This is a genomic window from Rhodovulum steppense (genome assembly GCF_004339675.1).
Taxonomy (GTDB): Bacteria; Pseudomonadota; Alphaproteobacteria; order Rhodobacterales; family Rhodobacteraceae; genus Rhodovulum; species Rhodovulum steppense.
In genome coordinates this window covers 1-16,101 of sequence record NZ_SLVM01000013.1, presented here as the reverse complement: position 1 = coordinate 16,101, position 16,101 = coordinate 1, and the positions used below count along the sequence as shown (strand labels likewise).

18 protein-coding genes are annotated in these 16,101 nt (G+C 66.3%); 10 read left to right on the top strand and 8 right to left on the bottom strand.

Features of this window, described 5'->3' with window-relative positions; translation table 11 throughout:
- Positions 1-5: 5 nt before the first annotated feature.
- Positions 6-1,043: a hypothetical protein gene (locus EV216_RS10095; RefSeq protein ID WP_132695128.1), complete on the bottom strand. Its 1,038-nt coding sequence runs from the start codon at positions 1,041-1,043 to the stop codon at positions 6-8.
- Between the two features lie 18 nt (positions 1,044-1,061).
- On the bottom strand, positions 1,062-1,532 hold the full coding sequence (gene greA, locus EV216_RS10090; protein WP_165899218.1) for a transcription elongation factor GreA: 471 nt from the start codon (positions 1,530-1,532) through the stop codon (positions 1,062-1,064).
- Between the two features lie 279 nt (positions 1,533-1,811).
- Between greA and EV216_RS10085 the strand changes: the two genes are divergently transcribed.
- From EV216_RS10085 to EV216_RS10075, 3 genes are all read left to right on the top strand, one after another.
- Entirely contained in the window at positions 1,812-3,461 is a 1,650-nt protein-coding gene (locus EV216_RS10085) for an electron transfer flavoprotein-ubiquinone oxidoreductase (protein ID WP_132695127.1), read from the top strand.
- Positions 3,462-3,565: 104 nt separating this feature from the next.
- On the top strand, positions 3,566-5,275 hold the full coding sequence (locus tag EV216_RS10080) for a tetratricopeptide repeat protein (protein WP_132695126.1): 1,710 nt from the start codon (positions 3,566-3,568) through the stop codon (positions 5,273-5,275).
- Positions 5,265-6,119: a 4-(cytidine 5'-diphospho)-2-C-methyl-D-erythritol kinase gene (locus EV216_RS10075; protein WP_132695124.1), complete on the top strand. Its 855-nt coding sequence runs from the start codon at positions 5,265-5,267 to the stop codon at positions 6,117-6,119. The genes EV216_RS10080 and EV216_RS10075 overlap by 11 nt, the downstream gene beginning before the upstream one ends.
- Here EV216_RS10075 and EV216_RS10070 read toward each other — a convergent pair.
- The gene (locus EV216_RS10070; protein ID WP_132695123.1) at positions 6,116-7,117 is read right to left on the bottom strand and encodes a polyprenyl synthetase family protein; all 1,002 of its coding nucleotides are present in this window, start codon (positions 7,115-7,117) and stop codon (positions 6,116-6,118) included. The genes EV216_RS10075 and EV216_RS10070 overlap by 4 nt on opposite strands.
- A gap of 56 nt (positions 7,118-7,173) precedes the next feature.
- On the opposite strand from EV216_RS10070, the gene EV216_RS10065 reads away from it, so the two are divergent.
- From EV216_RS10065 to EV216_RS10055, 3 genes are all read left to right on the top strand, one after another.
- Positions 7,174-7,395 carry a putative signal transducing protein gene (locus EV216_RS10065; RefSeq protein ID WP_132695122.1) on the top strand — a complete coding sequence of 74 codons (222 nt, stop codon included), beginning with the start codon at positions 7,174-7,176 and terminating at the stop codon, positions 7,393-7,395.
- On the top strand, positions 7,392-8,153 hold the full coding sequence (locus EV216_RS10060; RefSeq protein WP_132695120.1) for a tRNA1(Val) (adenine(37)-N6)-methyltransferase: 762 nt from the start codon (positions 7,392-7,394) through the stop codon (positions 8,151-8,153). Before EV216_RS10065 ends, EV216_RS10060 begins: the two co-directional genes overlap by 4 nt.
- Before the next feature lie 104 nt (positions 8,154-8,257).
- The gene (locus EV216_RS10055) at positions 8,258-8,425 is read left to right on the top strand and encodes a YdcH family protein (protein ID WP_132695119.1); all 168 of its coding nucleotides are present in this window, start codon (positions 8,258-8,260) and stop codon (positions 8,423-8,425) included.
- Here EV216_RS10055 and yddG read toward each other — a convergent pair.
- From yddG to EV216_RS10035, 4 genes are all read right to left on the bottom strand, one after another.
- Positions 8,416-9,288 (bottom strand): aromatic amino acid exporter YddG, encoded by an 873-nt coding sequence (gene yddG, locus EV216_RS10050; RefSeq protein ID WP_132695118.1) that lies wholly within the window; start codon positions 9,286-9,288, stop codon positions 8,416-8,418. The two genes, EV216_RS10055 and yddG, sit on opposite strands and share 10 nt — an antisense overlap.
- Before the next feature lie 160 nt (positions 9,289-9,448).
- On the bottom strand, positions 9,449-10,171 hold the full coding sequence (gene phbB / locus EV216_RS10045; RefSeq protein ID WP_132695117.1) for an acetoacetyl-CoA reductase: 723 nt from the start codon (positions 10,169-10,171) through the stop codon (positions 9,449-9,451).
- Positions 10,172-10,267: 96 nt separating this feature from the next.
- The gene (locus EV216_RS10040) at positions 10,268-11,443 is read right to left on the bottom strand and encodes an acetyl-CoA C-acetyltransferase (protein ID WP_132695115.1); all 1,176 of its coding nucleotides are present in this window, start codon (positions 11,441-11,443) and stop codon (positions 10,268-10,270) included.
- A gap of 136 nt (positions 11,444-11,579) precedes the next feature.
- On the bottom strand, positions 11,580-12,419 hold the full coding sequence (locus EV216_RS10035) for an EAL domain-containing protein (RefSeq protein ID WP_132695113.1): 840 nt from the start codon (positions 12,417-12,419) through the stop codon (positions 11,580-11,582).
- A gap of 132 nt (positions 12,420-12,551) precedes the next feature.
- On the opposite strand from EV216_RS10035, the gene EV216_RS10030 reads away from it, so the two are divergent.
- From EV216_RS10030 to rplT, 3 genes are all read left to right on the top strand, one after another.
- Positions 12,552-13,127, top strand: coding sequence for a DNA-3-methyladenine glycosylase I (locus tag EV216_RS10030; protein WP_132695111.1), 576 nt, complete (start codon positions 12,552-12,554; stop codon positions 13,125-13,127).
- 238 nt (positions 13,128-13,365) lie between these two features.
- A complete protein-coding gene (gene rpmI / locus EV216_RS10025; RefSeq protein ID WP_132695109.1) occupies positions 13,366-13,566 on the top strand; it encodes a 50S ribosomal protein L35 in 201 nt (66 codons plus the stop codon).
- A 12-nt stretch (positions 13,567-13,578) separates the two neighbouring features.
- A complete protein-coding gene (gene rplT / locus EV216_RS10020; protein ID WP_132695107.1) occupies positions 13,579-13,941 on the top strand; it encodes a 50S ribosomal protein L20 in 363 nt (120 codons plus the stop codon).
- 70 nt (positions 13,942-14,011) lie between these two features.
- Here rplT and EV216_RS10015 read toward each other — a convergent pair whose 3' ends face one another.
- Complete coding sequence (locus tag EV216_RS10015) at positions 14,012-14,632, bottom strand: nitrogen fixation protein NifQ (protein WP_132695105.1); 621 nt, start codon at positions 14,630-14,632, stop codon at positions 14,012-14,014.
- Positions 14,633-14,909: 277 nt separating this feature from the next.
- Here EV216_RS10015 and pheS point away from each other — a divergent pair, with 277 nt between their 5' ends.
- On the top strand, positions 14,910-15,983 hold the full coding sequence (pheS, locus tag EV216_RS10010) for a phenylalanine--tRNA ligase subunit alpha (RefSeq protein ID WP_132695103.1): 1,074 nt from the start codon (positions 14,910-14,912) through the stop codon (positions 15,981-15,983).
- Positions 15,984-16,101: the final 118 nt, after the last annotated feature.

The window sequence follows — 16,101 nt, the reverse complement described above, 5'->3', positions numbered from 1 at the left end:
CGGTTCTAGCCGAACATCCCCGTCACCCGACCCAGCAGCATGAAGGCGCGCGCGGTGCGGGTTTCGGCCAGATCGTTCAGTTCCTGGTCGGTTGCGTCTGGCTCGAACTCGACCAGCATGCGGTCGAACTGGCGCAGGAAATGATGTGCAACATCGCGGAAGATCGGGTCCTGCTTCATCCGTGCCGCGGTCAGCGCCAGACAGGAGCGGTCGCGCACCCCGCCTAACGCGGAGACGCCCGCGCCGCGTTCGCCCTCGGCAAAGCGGCGCCAGACTTCGGGCCGGGCCCGGTCCGGCGTCAGGTCGTCCATGTAGATGCCTTCCTGGCTGAGCAGGGTCAGCACGTCCTGGGCCGAGCGGACAAGCTTGGCCGCCATCCGGTCCTCGAGCGCGCGGCGCAGCGCGCGAAAGCCCTCGCGGTCGCCGGTGGTCTCTGGGAAGTTCAGCGCGCGGATGAATTCGGATCGGTCCAGCGGCGGTTGCAACACCTCGGAGGGCGTGCCAAGCGCGAGCGAGGGCTGGGAGTCCGCGGTAGGGGCAGGAGGGGAGGGAGACGCTGAGGGCATGACATCGACGCCCCCTTCGGGCTCCGCCTCGCGCGACCGGGTCGACACGAAGGTGGCGATCACGCTGTCGGTCTGGCGCTGCGCCTGGGCGATCTCCTCGATCCGCTTTTCCAAAGCGGGCCGGATATCCGTGCTTCCGGTGCGCTGCTGCTGGATCTGGTTCTGTCGCAGCGCGTCCAGCGCTGCGCACAGACGCGCCGAATCCTCGCGCAGGATGCGTGCGCTGCGCATTGCGGCCGCACCCACCCAGATCAGCGCGAGCGGTGTCACGACCGCCAGCAGCACGAGCACGAAGACCAGCCGCTCCGCCGCAGCGCCTTCGGCCGCGCGCCCATAGGCAAGCAGAAGCGCCGCGATGGCCAGCCACAAGACCGACAGCACCGCCACCACGACATCCGTCGTCGTGATCCCGTTTTCGCGGACCGGGCGCGTGAAGCTTCCCGGGTCGAACGACTTGTCCTGCTTTTCCCAAGCCATGTAACGGCTCCCGCGTCCTCAGACGTAGCGGATCTTGAGCACCTCGTAGCCGCGTTCGCCACCCGGCGTACGCACCTCGATGCTGTCGCCTTCCTCCTTGCCGATCAGCGCGCGGGCCAGCGGCGAATTGATGTTCAGCAGGCCCTTCTCGATATCTGCCTCGGCCTCGCCCACGATCTGGTAGGTCCGTTCCTCGTCCGTGTCCTCGTCGACCAGCGTCACGGTCGCACCGAATTTGATCGGTCCGGACAGTTTCGAGGGGTCGATCACCTCGGCCCGGGACAAGAGCGCCTCAAGTTCCCTGATGCGGCCTTCGATGAAGCTCTGCTTCTCGCGCGCGGCATGATACTCGGCATTTTCCGACAGGTCGCCATGCTCGCGCGCCTCTGCGATCGCCCGGATCACGGCCGGACGCTCGACGGATTTGAGCGTCTTCAGTTCTTCATCGAGCGCGGTATGGCCCGCGCGGGTCATAGGTATCTTTTCCATGGCACTCTTTGGGACTTAAAGAGAATAAGGCGGGCGCAAAGTGCAGCCCGCCAGCGGTTGGGTTCCGATTCACCTGAACCGAGAGCGGCGCGGATTGCAAGAGTACATCACCAGCCGCGAGCGCCGTTCCGCCAAGCCGTCTGGGGTGTTCCGTTGCGCAATGCCGCTCTGCAGCGAAATCTTGTTGCGTTGCGATTGAACTGCCCCGCCGCCTGCGCTAACGGTTTGCGGTAGCTTAACGTGGGGGCGGCGCCCGCGCCGTTCGAGAGGGGAAGTTCCATGGCCGAGATCGAACGGGAATCGATGGAATATGACGTCGTTATCGTGGGTGCGGGGCCTGCGGGCCTTTCTGCCGCGATCCGGCTCAAGGAACTCGATTCCGATCTGTCCGTCGTGGTGCTTGAAAAGGGCTCCGAGGTCGGCGCGCATATCCTGTCGGGTGCGGTGCTGGACCCCACGGGCCTGAACGCGCTTTTCCCCGACTGGAAGGAACGTGGTGCGCCGGTCAGCGTGCCGGTCCGCGAGGACAATTTCCTGTTTCTCGGCAAAAAGGGCCAGTTCCGGTTTCCCAACTGGCTGATGCCGCCTCTGATGTCGAACCATGGCAACTACATCGTCTCGATGGGCAATGTCTGCCGCTGGCTGGCCGAACAGGCCGAGGGTCTGGGCGTCGAGATCTTCCCCGGGATGTCCTGTTCGGAAGTCGTCTGGGGCGAGGATGGCCGCGTTGCGGGCGTCATCGCGGGTGAGTTCGGGCGACAGGCCGATGGCACGCCGGGGCCGAATTACGAACCGGGCATGGAACTGCGCGGCAAGTATGTCTTTCTTGCCGAAGGCGTGCGCGGATCGCTGTCCAAGCAGGTGATCGCGAAATTCGGCCTGTCGGAAGGCCGCGATCCGCAGAAATACGGCATCGGCATGAAGGAGATCTGGGAGATCGACCCCGCCAAGCACCGCGAGGGCACGGTCACCCATACCATGGGCTGGCCGCTCGATGGCAATGCCGGTGGCGGCTCGTTCATCTACCACGCCGAGAACAACCAGATCTTCATCGGTTTCGTGGTCCACCTGAACTACGAGAACCCGCATCTTTACCCCTATATGGAGTTCCAGCGCTTCAAGCATCATCCGGCGGTCGCCGAGTTGCTGAAGGGCGGCAAGCGCGTGGCCTATGGTGCGCGGGCGATTTCCGAGGGCGGTTACCAGTCGATCCCGAAGGCGGCGTTCCCCGGCGGCGTGCTGCTGGGCTGTTCCGCGGGGCTGGTGAACGTGCCGCGGATCAAGGGCAACCACAACGCGATGATGTCGGGGATCGAGGCCGCGACGGCCGCGGTCGCGGCGATCCGCGCGGGCCGCGCGGGCGACACGCTTGAGGATTACGACACCGCGCTGCATGCGGGCGCGATCGCCAGGGATCTCAAGCGGGTGCGCAACGTCAAGCCGCTCTGGTCGCATTACGGCAACCTGATGGCGACCGCGCTGGGCGGGTTCGACATGTGGATGGCGAACCTGACCGGTTGGAACCCGCTGGGCACGCTGCACCATGAAAAGACCGACGCCGCCCATACCGGAAAGGCCAAGGATTTTCCCAAGATCGATTATCCCAAGCCCGATGGCGTGCTCAGCTTCGACCGGCTGACCAACGTGGCGTTCTCCTTCACCAATCACGAGGAAAGCCAGCCCAGCCACCTGCGGCTGGCCGATCCGGCGCTGCCGATCCGGGTGAACCTGCCCGATTTCGCGGAACCCGCGCAGCGCTATTGCCCGGCGGGCGTCTACGAGGTGGTCGAGAAGGACGGCAACAAGGGATTCGTCGTCAACTTCCAGAACTGCGTCCATTGCAAGACCTGCGATATCAAGGATCCCAGCCAGAACATCACTTGGGCGACGCCGCAGGGCGGTGACGGGCCGAACTATCCGAACATGTAACATCCGCGCGACGGGGGCAGGGTTTCGCGGGGCGGTTCGGGGCGGCCGATTGCCTTGTCCGGCACCGGGCTCTAGGTTGAACCCAGATCGACCGGAGTATATCCTTGGCTGACCGCCTTCCGCGTTTCGCATTTCTTGCCGCTGCCGGGCTTGTGGCCCTGACGCTGGCTACGCCCGCCCCTGCGCAGGAGGGTCTTGCCGGGGCCTATCTGGCCGCGCGCCAGGCCAGCATGTACAGCGACTACGCCGAGGCGGCGCGCTATTTCGATGCGGCGCTGGCGCGCGATCCGTCCAATCCGTTCCTTCTGGAAAACGCCCTGACCGCCCATGTCGGGCTTGGCGAGCTTGACCGCGCGGTACCGATCGCGCGGCGGCTGGAAAGCGGCGGGCATGTCAGCCAGATCGCGAACCTTGTCATCATTGCCGAGCAGATGAAGCGCGGCGCCTGGGACGAGATGCTGGCCGACATGGAGGCCGGGCGCAGTGCCGCGCCGCTGGTCGATGCGCTGCTGCGCGCCTGGGCACGGTTCGGGCAGGGCCGCATGTCCGAGGCGCTGGAGGCCTTCGACGCGGCCTCTGCGCAGTCCGGGCTCAGGGCGTTCGGGCTGTACCACAAGGCGCTGGCGCTGGCCGCGGCGGGCGATTTCGAGGGGGCCGACCTGATCCTGTCCGGTGAGGCCGAGGGGCCGTTGCGCGCGACGCGGCGGGGCGTGATCGCCCACGCACAGGTTCTCAGCCAGCTCGAACGCAATTCGGATGCGCTGGAACTGGTCGAGATGGCCTTCGGCAGCGAAACCGATCCCGGGGTGACCCGGCTGAGTAAGCGGCTGGCTGCGGATGAGCCGCTGCCCTTCGATGTCGTGCGCGACGCGACCGAGGGGGCAGCCGAGGTCTTCTACACCGTTGCGGGCGCGCTGAACGGCGATGCGATGGACAGCTACACGCTGGTCTATTCCCGGCTTGCCGAATACCTTGCCCCAGCCAATACCGATGCGGTTCTGCTGTCCGCCAACCTTCTGGAATCACAGGAGCGGTACGAACTTGCCATCGCCGCCTATGCCCGTGTCGGGGCGGAGGATCCGGCCTTCTACGCCGCCGAGCTCGGCCGCGCCGAAGCGATGCGCAAGGCGGGCGATATCGACGCTGCGATCGGGGTTCTTCAGGCGCTGGCTGCGGAATTTCCCGACATCGCCATCATCCATGTGACGCTGGGCGACACGTTCCGCAGCCAGGAACGTTACGAGGAAGCGCGGCAAGCCTATGACGCGGCGATCGCGCTGTTCGACGAGCCCGCCCGCGGCCAGTGGATCGTCTACTACGTCCGCGGCATCACGCATGAGCGGCTGGACATCTGGGACAGGGCCGAGGCCGATTTCCTTCAGGCCCTCGAACTGGAACCCGACCAGCCGCAGGTCCTGAACTATCTGGGCTATTCCTGGGTCGAGATGAAGACCAATCTCGATCAGGCGCTCGACATGATCGAACGCGCCGTCGCCGCCCGGCCCGATGACGGCTATATCACCGACAGCCTGGGCTGGGTGCTGTACCGGCTGGGCCGCTACGACGAGGCGGTGCCGCATATGGAACGCGCGGCCGAACTGATGCCGGTCGATCCGATCGTCAACGACCATCTGGGCGATGTCTACTGGGCCGTGGGGCGGCGCAACGAGGCGCGGTTCCAGTGGCACCGCGCGCTGTCCTTCGACCCCGAGGAGGACGAGGCCAACCGCATCCGCCGCAAACTGGAAATCGGGCTGGACAAGGTGCTCAAGGAAGAAGGGGCGCCGCCCCTGCATCCGGCCAATGACGGTTGAGACCTTCGCGCCTGCCAAGATCAACCTGACCCTGCATGTCACCGGACAGCGGGCGGATGGCTATCACCTGCTCGACAGCCTTGTGGTCTTTGCCGATTGCGGCGACCGGCTGACGCTGGCGCCCGCCGACGATCTGACGCTGACCGTCACCGGCCCCCGCGCCGAGGGTGTTCCCACGGACGGGCGCAACCTGGTGCTGAAGGCCGCGGCGCTGTTCGGGCCGGGGCGGGGCGCGGCGATCACGCTGGACAAGCACCTGCCCGCCGCGGCCGGGATCGGCGGGGGCTCGTCCGATGCTGCGGCGGCGCTGCGCGGTCTTGCGCAGCTTTGGGACGTCGCCCTGCCCGAGCCGCAGGCGGTGCTGTCGCTGGGCGCCGATGTGCCAGTCTGCCTTGCACCCCGGTCGCTGCGCATGCGTGGCGTCGGCGAGGAGATCACCGAGGGGCCGCGCCTGCCCGCGATGGGTTTGGTTCTGGTGAACCCGGGCGTCGAGGTGCCCACGCCCGCGGTGTTCAAGGCGCTGACCCGCAAGGACAACCCGGCCATGCCGCATCCGCCGGGCTGGGCAAGTGCCGCGACCATGGCGCATTGGCTCAGAACCCAGCGCAACGACCTTGAGGCGCCCGCAAGGGCGCTGGCCCCGGTGATCGGCACCGTGATCGGGGCAATTGCCGCGACGCCGGGCTGCCTGCTGGCCCGGATGTCGGGCTCGGGGGCCACCTGTTTCGGGATCTATGACAGCCGTGCAGAGGCCGAGACCGCCGCCACAACCCTGCGCGCCGAAAACCCGGGCTGGTGGGTGGCCGCGGCGGAGCCCTTTACGCTGAAACCCGCGTTGGCCTAGCTGATCCGGGCGACGACGTAATCGGCCAGATCGCTCAGCATGTCGCGGATCTCGTGATCGGGCAGGCAGGCCAGCGCCTCTTTCGCCCGTGCCGACCAGGCCAGCGCCTCGAGTCGCGTGGCCTCGATGGCGCCGCGCCTGTGCATCAGGTCCAGCGCGTGTTTCAGATCACCCTCGCGCTGGTCGCCCTTGGCGATCGTGCGCTTCCAGAACGCGCGTTCCTCGTCATCGGCCGCAGCAACCGCCTTGATGATCGGCAGCGTCAGCTTGCGCTCGCGGAAATCGTCGCCGATATTCTTGCCGGTCGCCTTGGCATCGCCCGCCACGTCCAGCAGGTCGTCGACGATCTGGAAGCCCACGCCCAACGCATCGCCATAGGTATACAGCGCGCGCACCTGATCCTCGGGCATGCCTGCGATCACGCCGCCCACCTCGGTCGCCGCAGCGAACAGCGCAGCGGTCTTGCCACGGATCACCTTGAAATAAACATCCTCGGTCGTCGCAAGATCGCGCGCTGCGGTCAGTTGCAGCACCTCTCCTTCGGCGATCACCGCGGCGGCGTTCGACAGGATGTCCAGCACCTGCAGATTGCCCGGCGCCACCATCAACTGGAACGACCGCGCGAACAGGTAATCGCCGACCAGCACGCTCGACTTGTTGTCCCAGAGCAGGTTCGCCGTCGGCCGTCCGCGGCGCTGGCCGCTTTCGTCCACCACATCGTCATGCAACAGCGTCGCGGTATGGATGAACTCGACCGTCGCGGCCAGGTAGACGTGATAGGGCCCGTCATAGCCGCACATCCGCGCCGCCGCGATGGTCAGCATCGGGCGCAGCCGCTTGCCGCCCGCACTCACGATATGCGCGGCCACCTCTTCGATCCGCGGGGCATAATCCGACCGCATCCGTTCCCGGATCAGCCTGTCGACGGCGGCCATTTCCTCGCTCAGCAGAGCGGCCAGCCGTTCATGCGGTTTCGTGACTGCGTTGTCCAAGCCCATCACGGCCTCGTCAGGGTTGCTCGACAAGCGGGGCGCTCTGGCCTTAACTCGCTGTCATGAAGGAACTCATCCGCACCAACGACCCGACGATCATCGCCTTCGTCTCGGCACTTCTACAAGGCGAGGAGATAGTCTGCTTTCAGATGGATGTCCACATGAGCATACTTGAGGGCTCGATAGGCGTTTTGCCGCGCCGGATCATGGTGGCGGATCGCGACCTGTTCCGCGCACGCGCCGTTTTGCGCGACAACGGCATCGACCTGCCCGAAAGCGGATGAGGCCGGTGGAGGGGCTCACGCGCGATGCGTTCCTGGGTGGCAAGCTGTCGATCTGCCAGCCAGAGCAAGGCTATCGCGCCGGGATCGACCCGGTTCTGCTGGCCGCCGCGGTGCCTGCCACGCCGGGGCAGTCGGTGCTGGAACTGGGCTGCGGCGTCGGGGTGGCCAGCCTCTGCCTCGGCGTTCGAGTGCCGGGGCTGACGCTGACCGGGGTGGAATTGCAACCCTTCTATGCCGAGCTGGCGCGCGGGAATGCCCATGCGAACGGCATCGCTCTCGACATCGTGACCGCCGATCTGGCGGCGCTGCCTGCATCCTTGCGCGCGCGCGATTTCGATCATGTCATCGCCAACCCGCCCTACCACCTGCGCGCACGCGGCAGCGCCGCCCCCGATCCGGGCCGCGAGACAGCGCTGGGCGAGGCGACGCCGTTGGCGCTGTGGATCGAGACCGCCGCCCGCCGCCTTGCCCCCCGCGGCTGGCTCACGCTGATCCAGCGCGCCGAGCGGATGCCCGCGCTGCTGGGGGCCATGGATACACGTTTAGGTGGTGTGGAGATCCTGCCCCTGGAAGCCCGCCCTGGCCGCCCCGCCAAACTTGTCCTCCTGCGCGCGAGGAAGGGGGGCAAGAGCGCCTTCAGGTTGCATAGCCCATTGATTCTTCACGAAGGTTCCCGGCACGAACGGGATGGCGACAGCTATGTTCCGGCCATCTCTGATGTCCTGCGTCGGGGCGCCGCACTCCCATGGCCAGCCTGACGAAACCCGTTATGCGCGAATCCGTGATTTTCAAGGAGGTGACACGACTCATTTTTCGTGCTGCACTGTAATGGTTCGATGACACAAGGAGAGGAGCACCGACCATGAACCTGAGTTCGCATCTTCAGGAACTCCGCCGCAAGCATCAGGCGCTCTCGGACCAGGTCGAGGAGGCGCAGCGAACGCCGTCGGCGGATGACTTCCGTATCGCGGACCTCAAGAAGCAGAAACTCAGGCTCAAGGAACAGATCGAAAGGCTGTCTCAGGCCTGATCGTGCCGTGCGCTGGCCCGGGCGGCCAGCGCGGCGCCGCCGGTGATCAGCACCGTAGCGGCAACAAGGACCGGCGTGGGGGCTGCGATCCCCGCGCCCACAAGGGTTAGCGTGGACAAAAGCGGCGCGGCGTAGCTGGCCACCCCCAGAAGCTGTATGTCGCCACGCTTCACCCCGATGTCCCAGACATAAAAGGCCACCCCCACTGGCCCCAGCCCCAGCGCCAGCACGCTGAACCAGCCGATGCCCGACTGCGGCCAGACCGTTTCCTCCAGCACCAGGTGAAGCGGCAGCGACAATGCGGCGGTGGCCAGGCAGAACACCGCGACGCTTGCTGTCGGGATTTCACCCAGCCGACGCGACAGAACGGAATAGCTCGACCAGGTCAATGCGCAGAGCAGCGCCAGCCCGTAGCCCGGCAGCGCCGCGCCGTCGAACCCGGCTGCCCCCCGCGCCACGATCAGCGCCGCCCCTGCAAAACCCGCCACCGCGCCGATCACATGGCCCGCCCGCAGCCGCTCACCGGGCAAGAGCCCAGAGAACAGAACGATCAGAAGCGGCCAGAGATAGGCGATCAGCCCCGCCTCGGCGGCGGGCGCCAGTCGCAGCGCCGAGAAATAAAGCGCGTGATAGCCGAACAACCCCGCCGTGCCGAAGGCATAGACCTTCAGCGGCACGCGTGCCAATAGCCTTGCCTCGCCGGTCGCGGCTACCCAGACCAGCCCGATTATGCCCCCGATGCCAAAACAGATCGCGTTGAGCTGGAACGGCGGCAACGGCGCCGAGCCCACGGTCAACAGCGCCAGAAGCGCCCAGAGCAGGACGGCAAGGAATCCGATGGCTGTGGCGCGGGACCGGGACATGGCGCGTCCTCTATACCGGTCGCGCCGCGCCGCCCAGAGCGGTTCGCGCCCTCCTGTCTTCTTCTTGGAAAAATACCCATGCGCGCAGCGCGCCCGCGGCACGCGGGCATGAGAAAGGGCGGCCCCGATGGGCCGCCCCCGTGATCGCAGAAGTCCGCGTTCAGACGAAGAACTGCGCGCCGTTGGCCGATATGGTCGAGCCGTTGACGAAGGTCGACTCGTCCGAGGCCAGGAAGGTCACGCAGCGCGCGATTTCCTCGGGCTCGCCCAGCCGACCGGCCGGGATCTGGGCGATGATCGCCTCGCGCACCTTCTCGGGCACCGCCATCACCATTTCGGTGGCGATGTAGCCCGGGCAGATCGCGTTCGCGGTGATCCCGAAACGCGCGCCTTCCTGGGCCAGCGACTTGACGATGCCCAGATCGCCCGCCTTGGTCGCGGCATAGTTCACCTGGCCGAACTGGCCCTTCTGCCCGTTGATCGAGGAAATCACGATCACCCGGCCGAACTTGCGATCGCGCATGCCGGGCCAGATCGGGTGGACGGTGTTGAACACGCCGGTCAGGTTGGTGTCGATCACCTCTTTCCACTGTTCGGGCGTCATCTTGTGGAACGGCGCGTCGCGGGTGATGCCCGCATTGGCCACCACCACGTCGATCGGGCCCAGATCGGCCTCGACCTTCTCGATCCCGGCCTTGGACGCCTCGTAATCGGCGGCGTTCCACTTGTAGGTGGGGATGCCGGTTTCCTCGGTGAACTTCTTCGCGGCGTCGTCATTGCCGGCATAGTTCGCGGCCACGCTATAGCCCGCCGCCTTCAGCGCCTTGCTGATCGCCGCGCCGATGCCTCGGCTGCCGCCGGTGACGAGTGCAACTCTTGCCATGATTCCTCCAGAATGGGTGTCGATTGTGCCGGTAACGGTGTTACGCAAGAAAGATCGGACGCGCAACAATATTGCGCGCCCATCTTGTCCCCGGGCTTACGGCCGTTCCAGGCACATGGCGACGCCCATGCCGCCGCCGATGCAGAGGGTAGCAAGGCCCTTCTTCGCGTCGCGGCGCTTCATCTCGAACAAGAGCGTGTTCAGGATGCGCGCGCCCGAGGCGCCGATCGGGTGGCCGATGGCGATGGCGCCGCCGTTCACGTTCACGATCGCCGGATCCCAGCCCATGTCCTTGTTCACTGCGCAGGCCTGGGCGGCAAAGGCCTCGTTCGCCTCGACCAGATCCAGATCGCCGACCTTCCAGCCCGCCTTTTCCAGTGCCTTGCGGCTGGCATGGATCGGACCCACGCCCATGATCGAGGGATCAAGACCCGCGGTCGCGTAGGAGGCGATGCGCGCGAGCGGTTCCAGCCCGCGGCGTTCGGCCTCGTCGGCCGACATCACCAGCACGCCCGCCGCGCCGTCATTGATGCCCGACGCGTTGGCCGCGGTCACGCTGCCGTCCTTGGTGAAGGCGGGGCGCAGCTTCTGCATGCTGTCGAGCGTGGCGCCGTGGCGGATGTACTCGTCCGCATCGACGATGGTGTCGCCCTTGCGGCCCTTGACCGTCACCGCCACGATCTCGTCGGCGAACTTGCCGGCCTTCTGCGCGGCCTCGGCCTTGTTCTGGCTGGCCAGCGCGAACTCGTCCTGCATGTCGCGGCTGATCTGCCACTGGTTCGCCACGTTCTCGGCGGTCTGGCCCATGTGGTAGCCGTTGAAGGCGTCCCACAGCCCGTCCCGGATCATGGAATCGATGAAGGACAGATCGCCCATCTTCTGGCCCGCGCGCAGGTGGGCGACATGGGGCGAAAGCGTCATGTTCTCCTGCCCGCCGGCGGCGACGATGGCGGCGTCGCCAAGCTGGACATGCTGGGCCGCCAGCGCCACCGCGCGCAGGCCCGAGCCGCAGACCTGGTTGATCGACCAGGCCGCCGATTCGATGGGCAGGCCCGCATTGACATGGGCCTGGCGGGCGGGGTTCTGGCCCTGGCCCGCGGTCAGCACCTGGCCGAGGATGGTTTCGGACACCTCGGCCTTGTCGATGCCGGCGCGTTCAACCAGCGCTTCCAGCATGATGCGGCCCAACTCGTGGGCGGGCACCGTTGCGAAAGAGCCGTTGAAACTGCCGACCGGCGTGCGCGCGGCCGAGACGATGACGACATTGGTCATGGTTGGGTCCTTCTCCCCTGGTCGATTTTCGTGCGCACTATAGGGGATGCGGATGCAGAAAGGCACCCCCTGTCAGTGACCGGGAATGCCCTGCCGAGGCGGGAAACTGCCGGGCGTCCGCACGATGGCGCAGCCGTCAGGCGCGGCGCTTTTCGCGGCCCTCGCGCCAGGGGGGCACGAGCGACGGCGCGCCGAAGGCAAAGCCCTGCATGCAGTCGATCCCGGCCGCGGCCAGCCAGGCGGCATCGCGCGCGGTTTCGACATTCTCGGCGACCGTGAACATGTCGAAATGCTGGCCGATGGCGATCAGCGCCTGGGCCAGTACCTGGTTGTCGGGACTGTCTGCGATGCCGCGGATGAACTGGCCGTCGATCTTGAGGATGTCGAAATAGAACTCGCGCAGATAACGGAAGGCCGTATAGCCCGCGCCGAAATCGTCCAGCGCGAAGGCGATGCCCTTGGTCTGCAATTCGCGCATGAAGACCGACACGAGGTCAGGCATGACCATCGCCGAGCTTTCGGTGATCTCCAGGATCAGCCGTTCGGCGACCGTGGCGTCGCGGGCGAGGCCGTCCTCCAGCGTCTTTTTCCATCGCGGATAGCCGATCGAGCGGGCCGACATGTTGATCGCCAGGCGCAGGTCCGGCGCCTCGGTCAGCGCGATCAGTCCCATCTCCAGCGCGAGACAGTCGATCATCCGGCCCATCTCGTTCGTCTCGACCGTCTCGATGAAGTCACGCGCGGGGATTACCCGGCCGGTATGGTCGAGGATACGGATCAGCCCCTCGTAGAACGCGACCTGCCCATGTTCGACCGACTGCACCACGGGCTGGAAGGCCAGCAGCACATCGCGCCGCTCGATCGCCTTGTGCACGGTCTGGAGGATGTCCCGATCCCGCTGGGTGATCGCGACGGAAAGCGGGCTTTCCTGTCCAGGCTCCACGACGATTTTGGCATCGGCTTTCTTGCTTGGCATGCTGTCTCTCCGCTTCCACGCGGACCAGTTGTGGGCAAAGCCGTTAAGGGCGAATGAATGTTCGCATTAGGTTCCAATTTTCGGTAATCTGGATGTGACCCGCCAACCAGATGGAAATAAAGAGGGTTTTCAATGAACGAACGATGCTGGTGGTGTGGAACGGACCCGCTTTACGTTGCGTATCACGACACCGAATGGGGCATTCCCGAACATGATGATCGGGCGCTTTTCGAGAAGCTGATTCTTGACGGCTTCCAGGCGGGGCTGGCCTGGATCACCATCCTGAGAAAGCGAGAAGCGTTCCGCGCAGCCTTTGCCGGGTTCGATCCCGCGGTGATCGCGAGTTGGGGCGAGGCCGAGGTCGCGCGCCTGCTGGCCGATCGCGGGATCGTGCGGCATCGCGGCAAGATCGAGGCCGCGATCGGGAATGCGCGGGCATGGCTTGACCTCGAGGCGCGCGACGGGTTCGCACCCTTCCTGTGGCGCCATGTCGATGGCCGACCGATCCAGAACCGGTTCTCAGCGCCGGGCGATGTGCCCGCCGAGACGCCGTTGTCGCGTCAAGTGTCGGCGGATCTGCGCGCCGCGGGCTTCCGGTTCTGCGGGCCGACGATCACCTATGCTTTCATGCAGGCCGTGGGGATGGTCAACGACCATCTCGTGACCTGTCCGCGCCATGACGAGGTCGCGGCGCTGGCCGGGCGGTAGTGGAGGCGCAGGGGGTCTTGCGCCGGGTCGGCCGCGGCGACCGTCCGGAGGCCAGCCCCGGGACCCCCGGGATATTTCCGGCCAGAAGAATGGGGGCGCGCGTCTCTTGCGGCATGGTCGTGATGGGCTTTGCCCTTGCAAAGCTGGGCCGGGGGTCTTATTGGGGCGGCTCGAAGTTGCGCGGCCGGCCCCCGTGGCATGCCGAGTCGCGCCTGAACCGCCCGAAGAGGAGACGGAAATGCCCAAGATGAAGACCAAGTCGAGCGCCAAGAAGCGCTTCAAGGTGACGGCGACGGGCCGCGTGCTTGCCGCCCAGGCCGGCAAGCGGCACGGCATGATCAAGCGGACGAACAAGTTCATCCGCAGCGCCCGCGGGACCTCGACGCTGTCGGCCCCGGACGAGAAGATCGTCAAGACCTACATGCCCTACGACCGCTGAGGAGGCCGAACCATGTCCCGAGTCAAAGGTGGAACGACCACCCACGCCCGTCACAAGAAGGTCATCAAGGCGGCGAAAGGCTATTACGGCCGCCGCGGCAATGCCTATCGCACCGCGACCCAGGCCGTCGACAAGGCCAACCAGTACGCGACCCGCGACCGCAAGCAGCGCAAGCGCAATTTCCGCGCGCTGTGGATCCAGCGGATCAATGCGGCCGTCCGCGCCTGTGACGAGACGCTGACCTATTCGCGCTTCATCAACGGTCTGGCTACCGCCGGGATCGAGGTCGACCGCAAGGTTCTGGCCGATCTCGCGGTGAACGAACCCGAGGCGTTCGGCGCCATCGTCGCCCGGGCCCGCGCCGCGCTGGCCTGATCCACCGCGCAATCGCGTTTGAGCCCCCGTCCGGTCGCATGCCGGGCGGGGGTTTTGCCTTGGGGGGCGCTCAGGCGTGGCTGTGGGCGGGCAGGCCGTTTGCAATGCGGGCCAGACGCGCCTCGCCGGTTTCCTCGCCGAAGCAGGTCTCGAAATCGTTGCAGGCGGTGCAGACCGGCGCGGCGCAGAGCACGAAGCCCTCGTCCTCGCAGAGCCTGCGGTAGAAGAACCGCTTCCATTTCATGTTGTCGGTATTCTGCCGGGCAAGCGGCGCGAAATGCCGGTCGAGCAGCGCACTCAGTTCGCCGCGATGGCGCAGGCCCAGATCCTGCCAGAGGTGGTCGGGTTCCATCGCGCGGCGGGCTATCATCGCGGCGAGCGGGGTTTCCAACGGGCTTGCGCCGCATGCATGGGCCAGCAGCAGATCGCGGACCGAGGTCTCTTCGATCTCTGCCGGGGGCGGGGGGTGCCGGGTCATTCGCTCGATCCCCGCGCCGCAAGCCGGAAACACCATGTCTGACAGGGCGCGCAGCGCCTGCGCGTCCAGCCCGGAATGGGCGCACAGCCTGCCCGCCACGCCGCCCTCGGCAATCGCCAGCGCCAGGATCGAGGCCAGAACATGGGCGTCGAACGGGTCGGCGTCCGGCGCTGTCCCCCTGATCAGCCAGCTATAGGCCTCGTCTGCGGTCATGCCCGGCTCCTTTCGCGCAAGAGGCGGAGGCGGCGTCCACCGGCCTGGACGGACAACCCGCGTCCACCGCTTGCCCCCTGATGGTCGCCGCGCTGGCCCTGCGGTCAACGCTGCGGTGGCGCGGCGTTGCGCCGATCCGCCCCGGCGCCCGGTTTTTCGGCAGATGCGCCCGCCGGTGCCGCCGTGACCGGCAATCCCTGCCCGGCGGCCGCACGCATTTGCAATCGCTGGACCCTGTGCTATCGACCCCACGAAATGCCAGCAAGGGGGCCCCGGAATGGACGATCTCAGGCAGAAATATCTCGACGCGATTACCGGTGCGGGGGACGAGACGGCGATCGAGGAGGTGCGGGTTCAGGCCCTCGGCAAGAAGGGCGAGATCAGCCTGAAGATGCGCGAACTGGGCCAGATGTCGGCCGAGGAACGGCAGGCGATGGGGCCGAAGCTGAACGCGCTGAAGGACGAGATCACCTCGGCGCTGGCCGCGCGCAAGGCATCGCTGGCCGATGCCGCGCTGGAAGAACGACTGGCCGCCGAATGGCTGGACGTGACCCTGCCCGGCCGCCCGCGCCCGCGCGGCACGATCCATCCCGTCAGCCAGGTGACCGAGGAAATCACCGCGATCTTTGCCGATATGGGCTTTGCCGTCGCCGAGGGGCCGCAGATCGAAAGCGACTGGTTCAATTTCGACGCGCTTAACATCCCGCCCGAACACCCCGCCCGGCAGGAGCATGACACGTTCTTCATGGCGCGCGCCGCGGGCGACAACCGCGCGCCGCATGTCCTGCGCACGCATACCTCGCCGGTGCAGATCCGCGCGATGCAGGCCCAGGGCGCGCCGATCCGGGTGATCGCGCCGGGCCGGGTCTATCGCTGCGACTACGACCAGACACACACGCCGATGTTCCACCAGGTCGAGGGGCTGGCCATCGACCGCGACATTTCCATGGCCAACCTGAAATGGGTGCTGGAGGAATTCTGTCGCGCCTTTTTCGAGGTCGAGGGCGTGGAACTGCGCTTCCGCGCCTCGCATTTCCCGTTCACCGAACCGTCGGCCGAGGTCGATATCCGTTGTTCCTGGGAAGGCGGCACGCTGAAGATCGGCGAGGGCAATGACTGGATGGAAATCCTCGGGTCCGGCATGGTTCATCCCAAGGTGCTGGCCGCGGGCGGGATCGACCCCGACCAGTGGCAGGGCTTTGCCTTCGGCATGGGGATCGACCGGCTGGCGATGCTGAAATACGGGATTCCGGATCTGCGGGCGTTCTTCGATTCAGACCTGCGCTGGCTCAGGCATTACGGGTTCAGCGCGCTCGACATGCCGACGCTGCATGGGGGGTTGAGTGGGTGAGCCTTAGGTAAGAAATCGAGTACTAGGCTCCAGACCCATTGATTTCAGGTCTTTGGCGTGATTCAGGCTCCGCGAGGAGACCTGATCTATGAGCAATCTTTACTGGCTGACCGAGGCG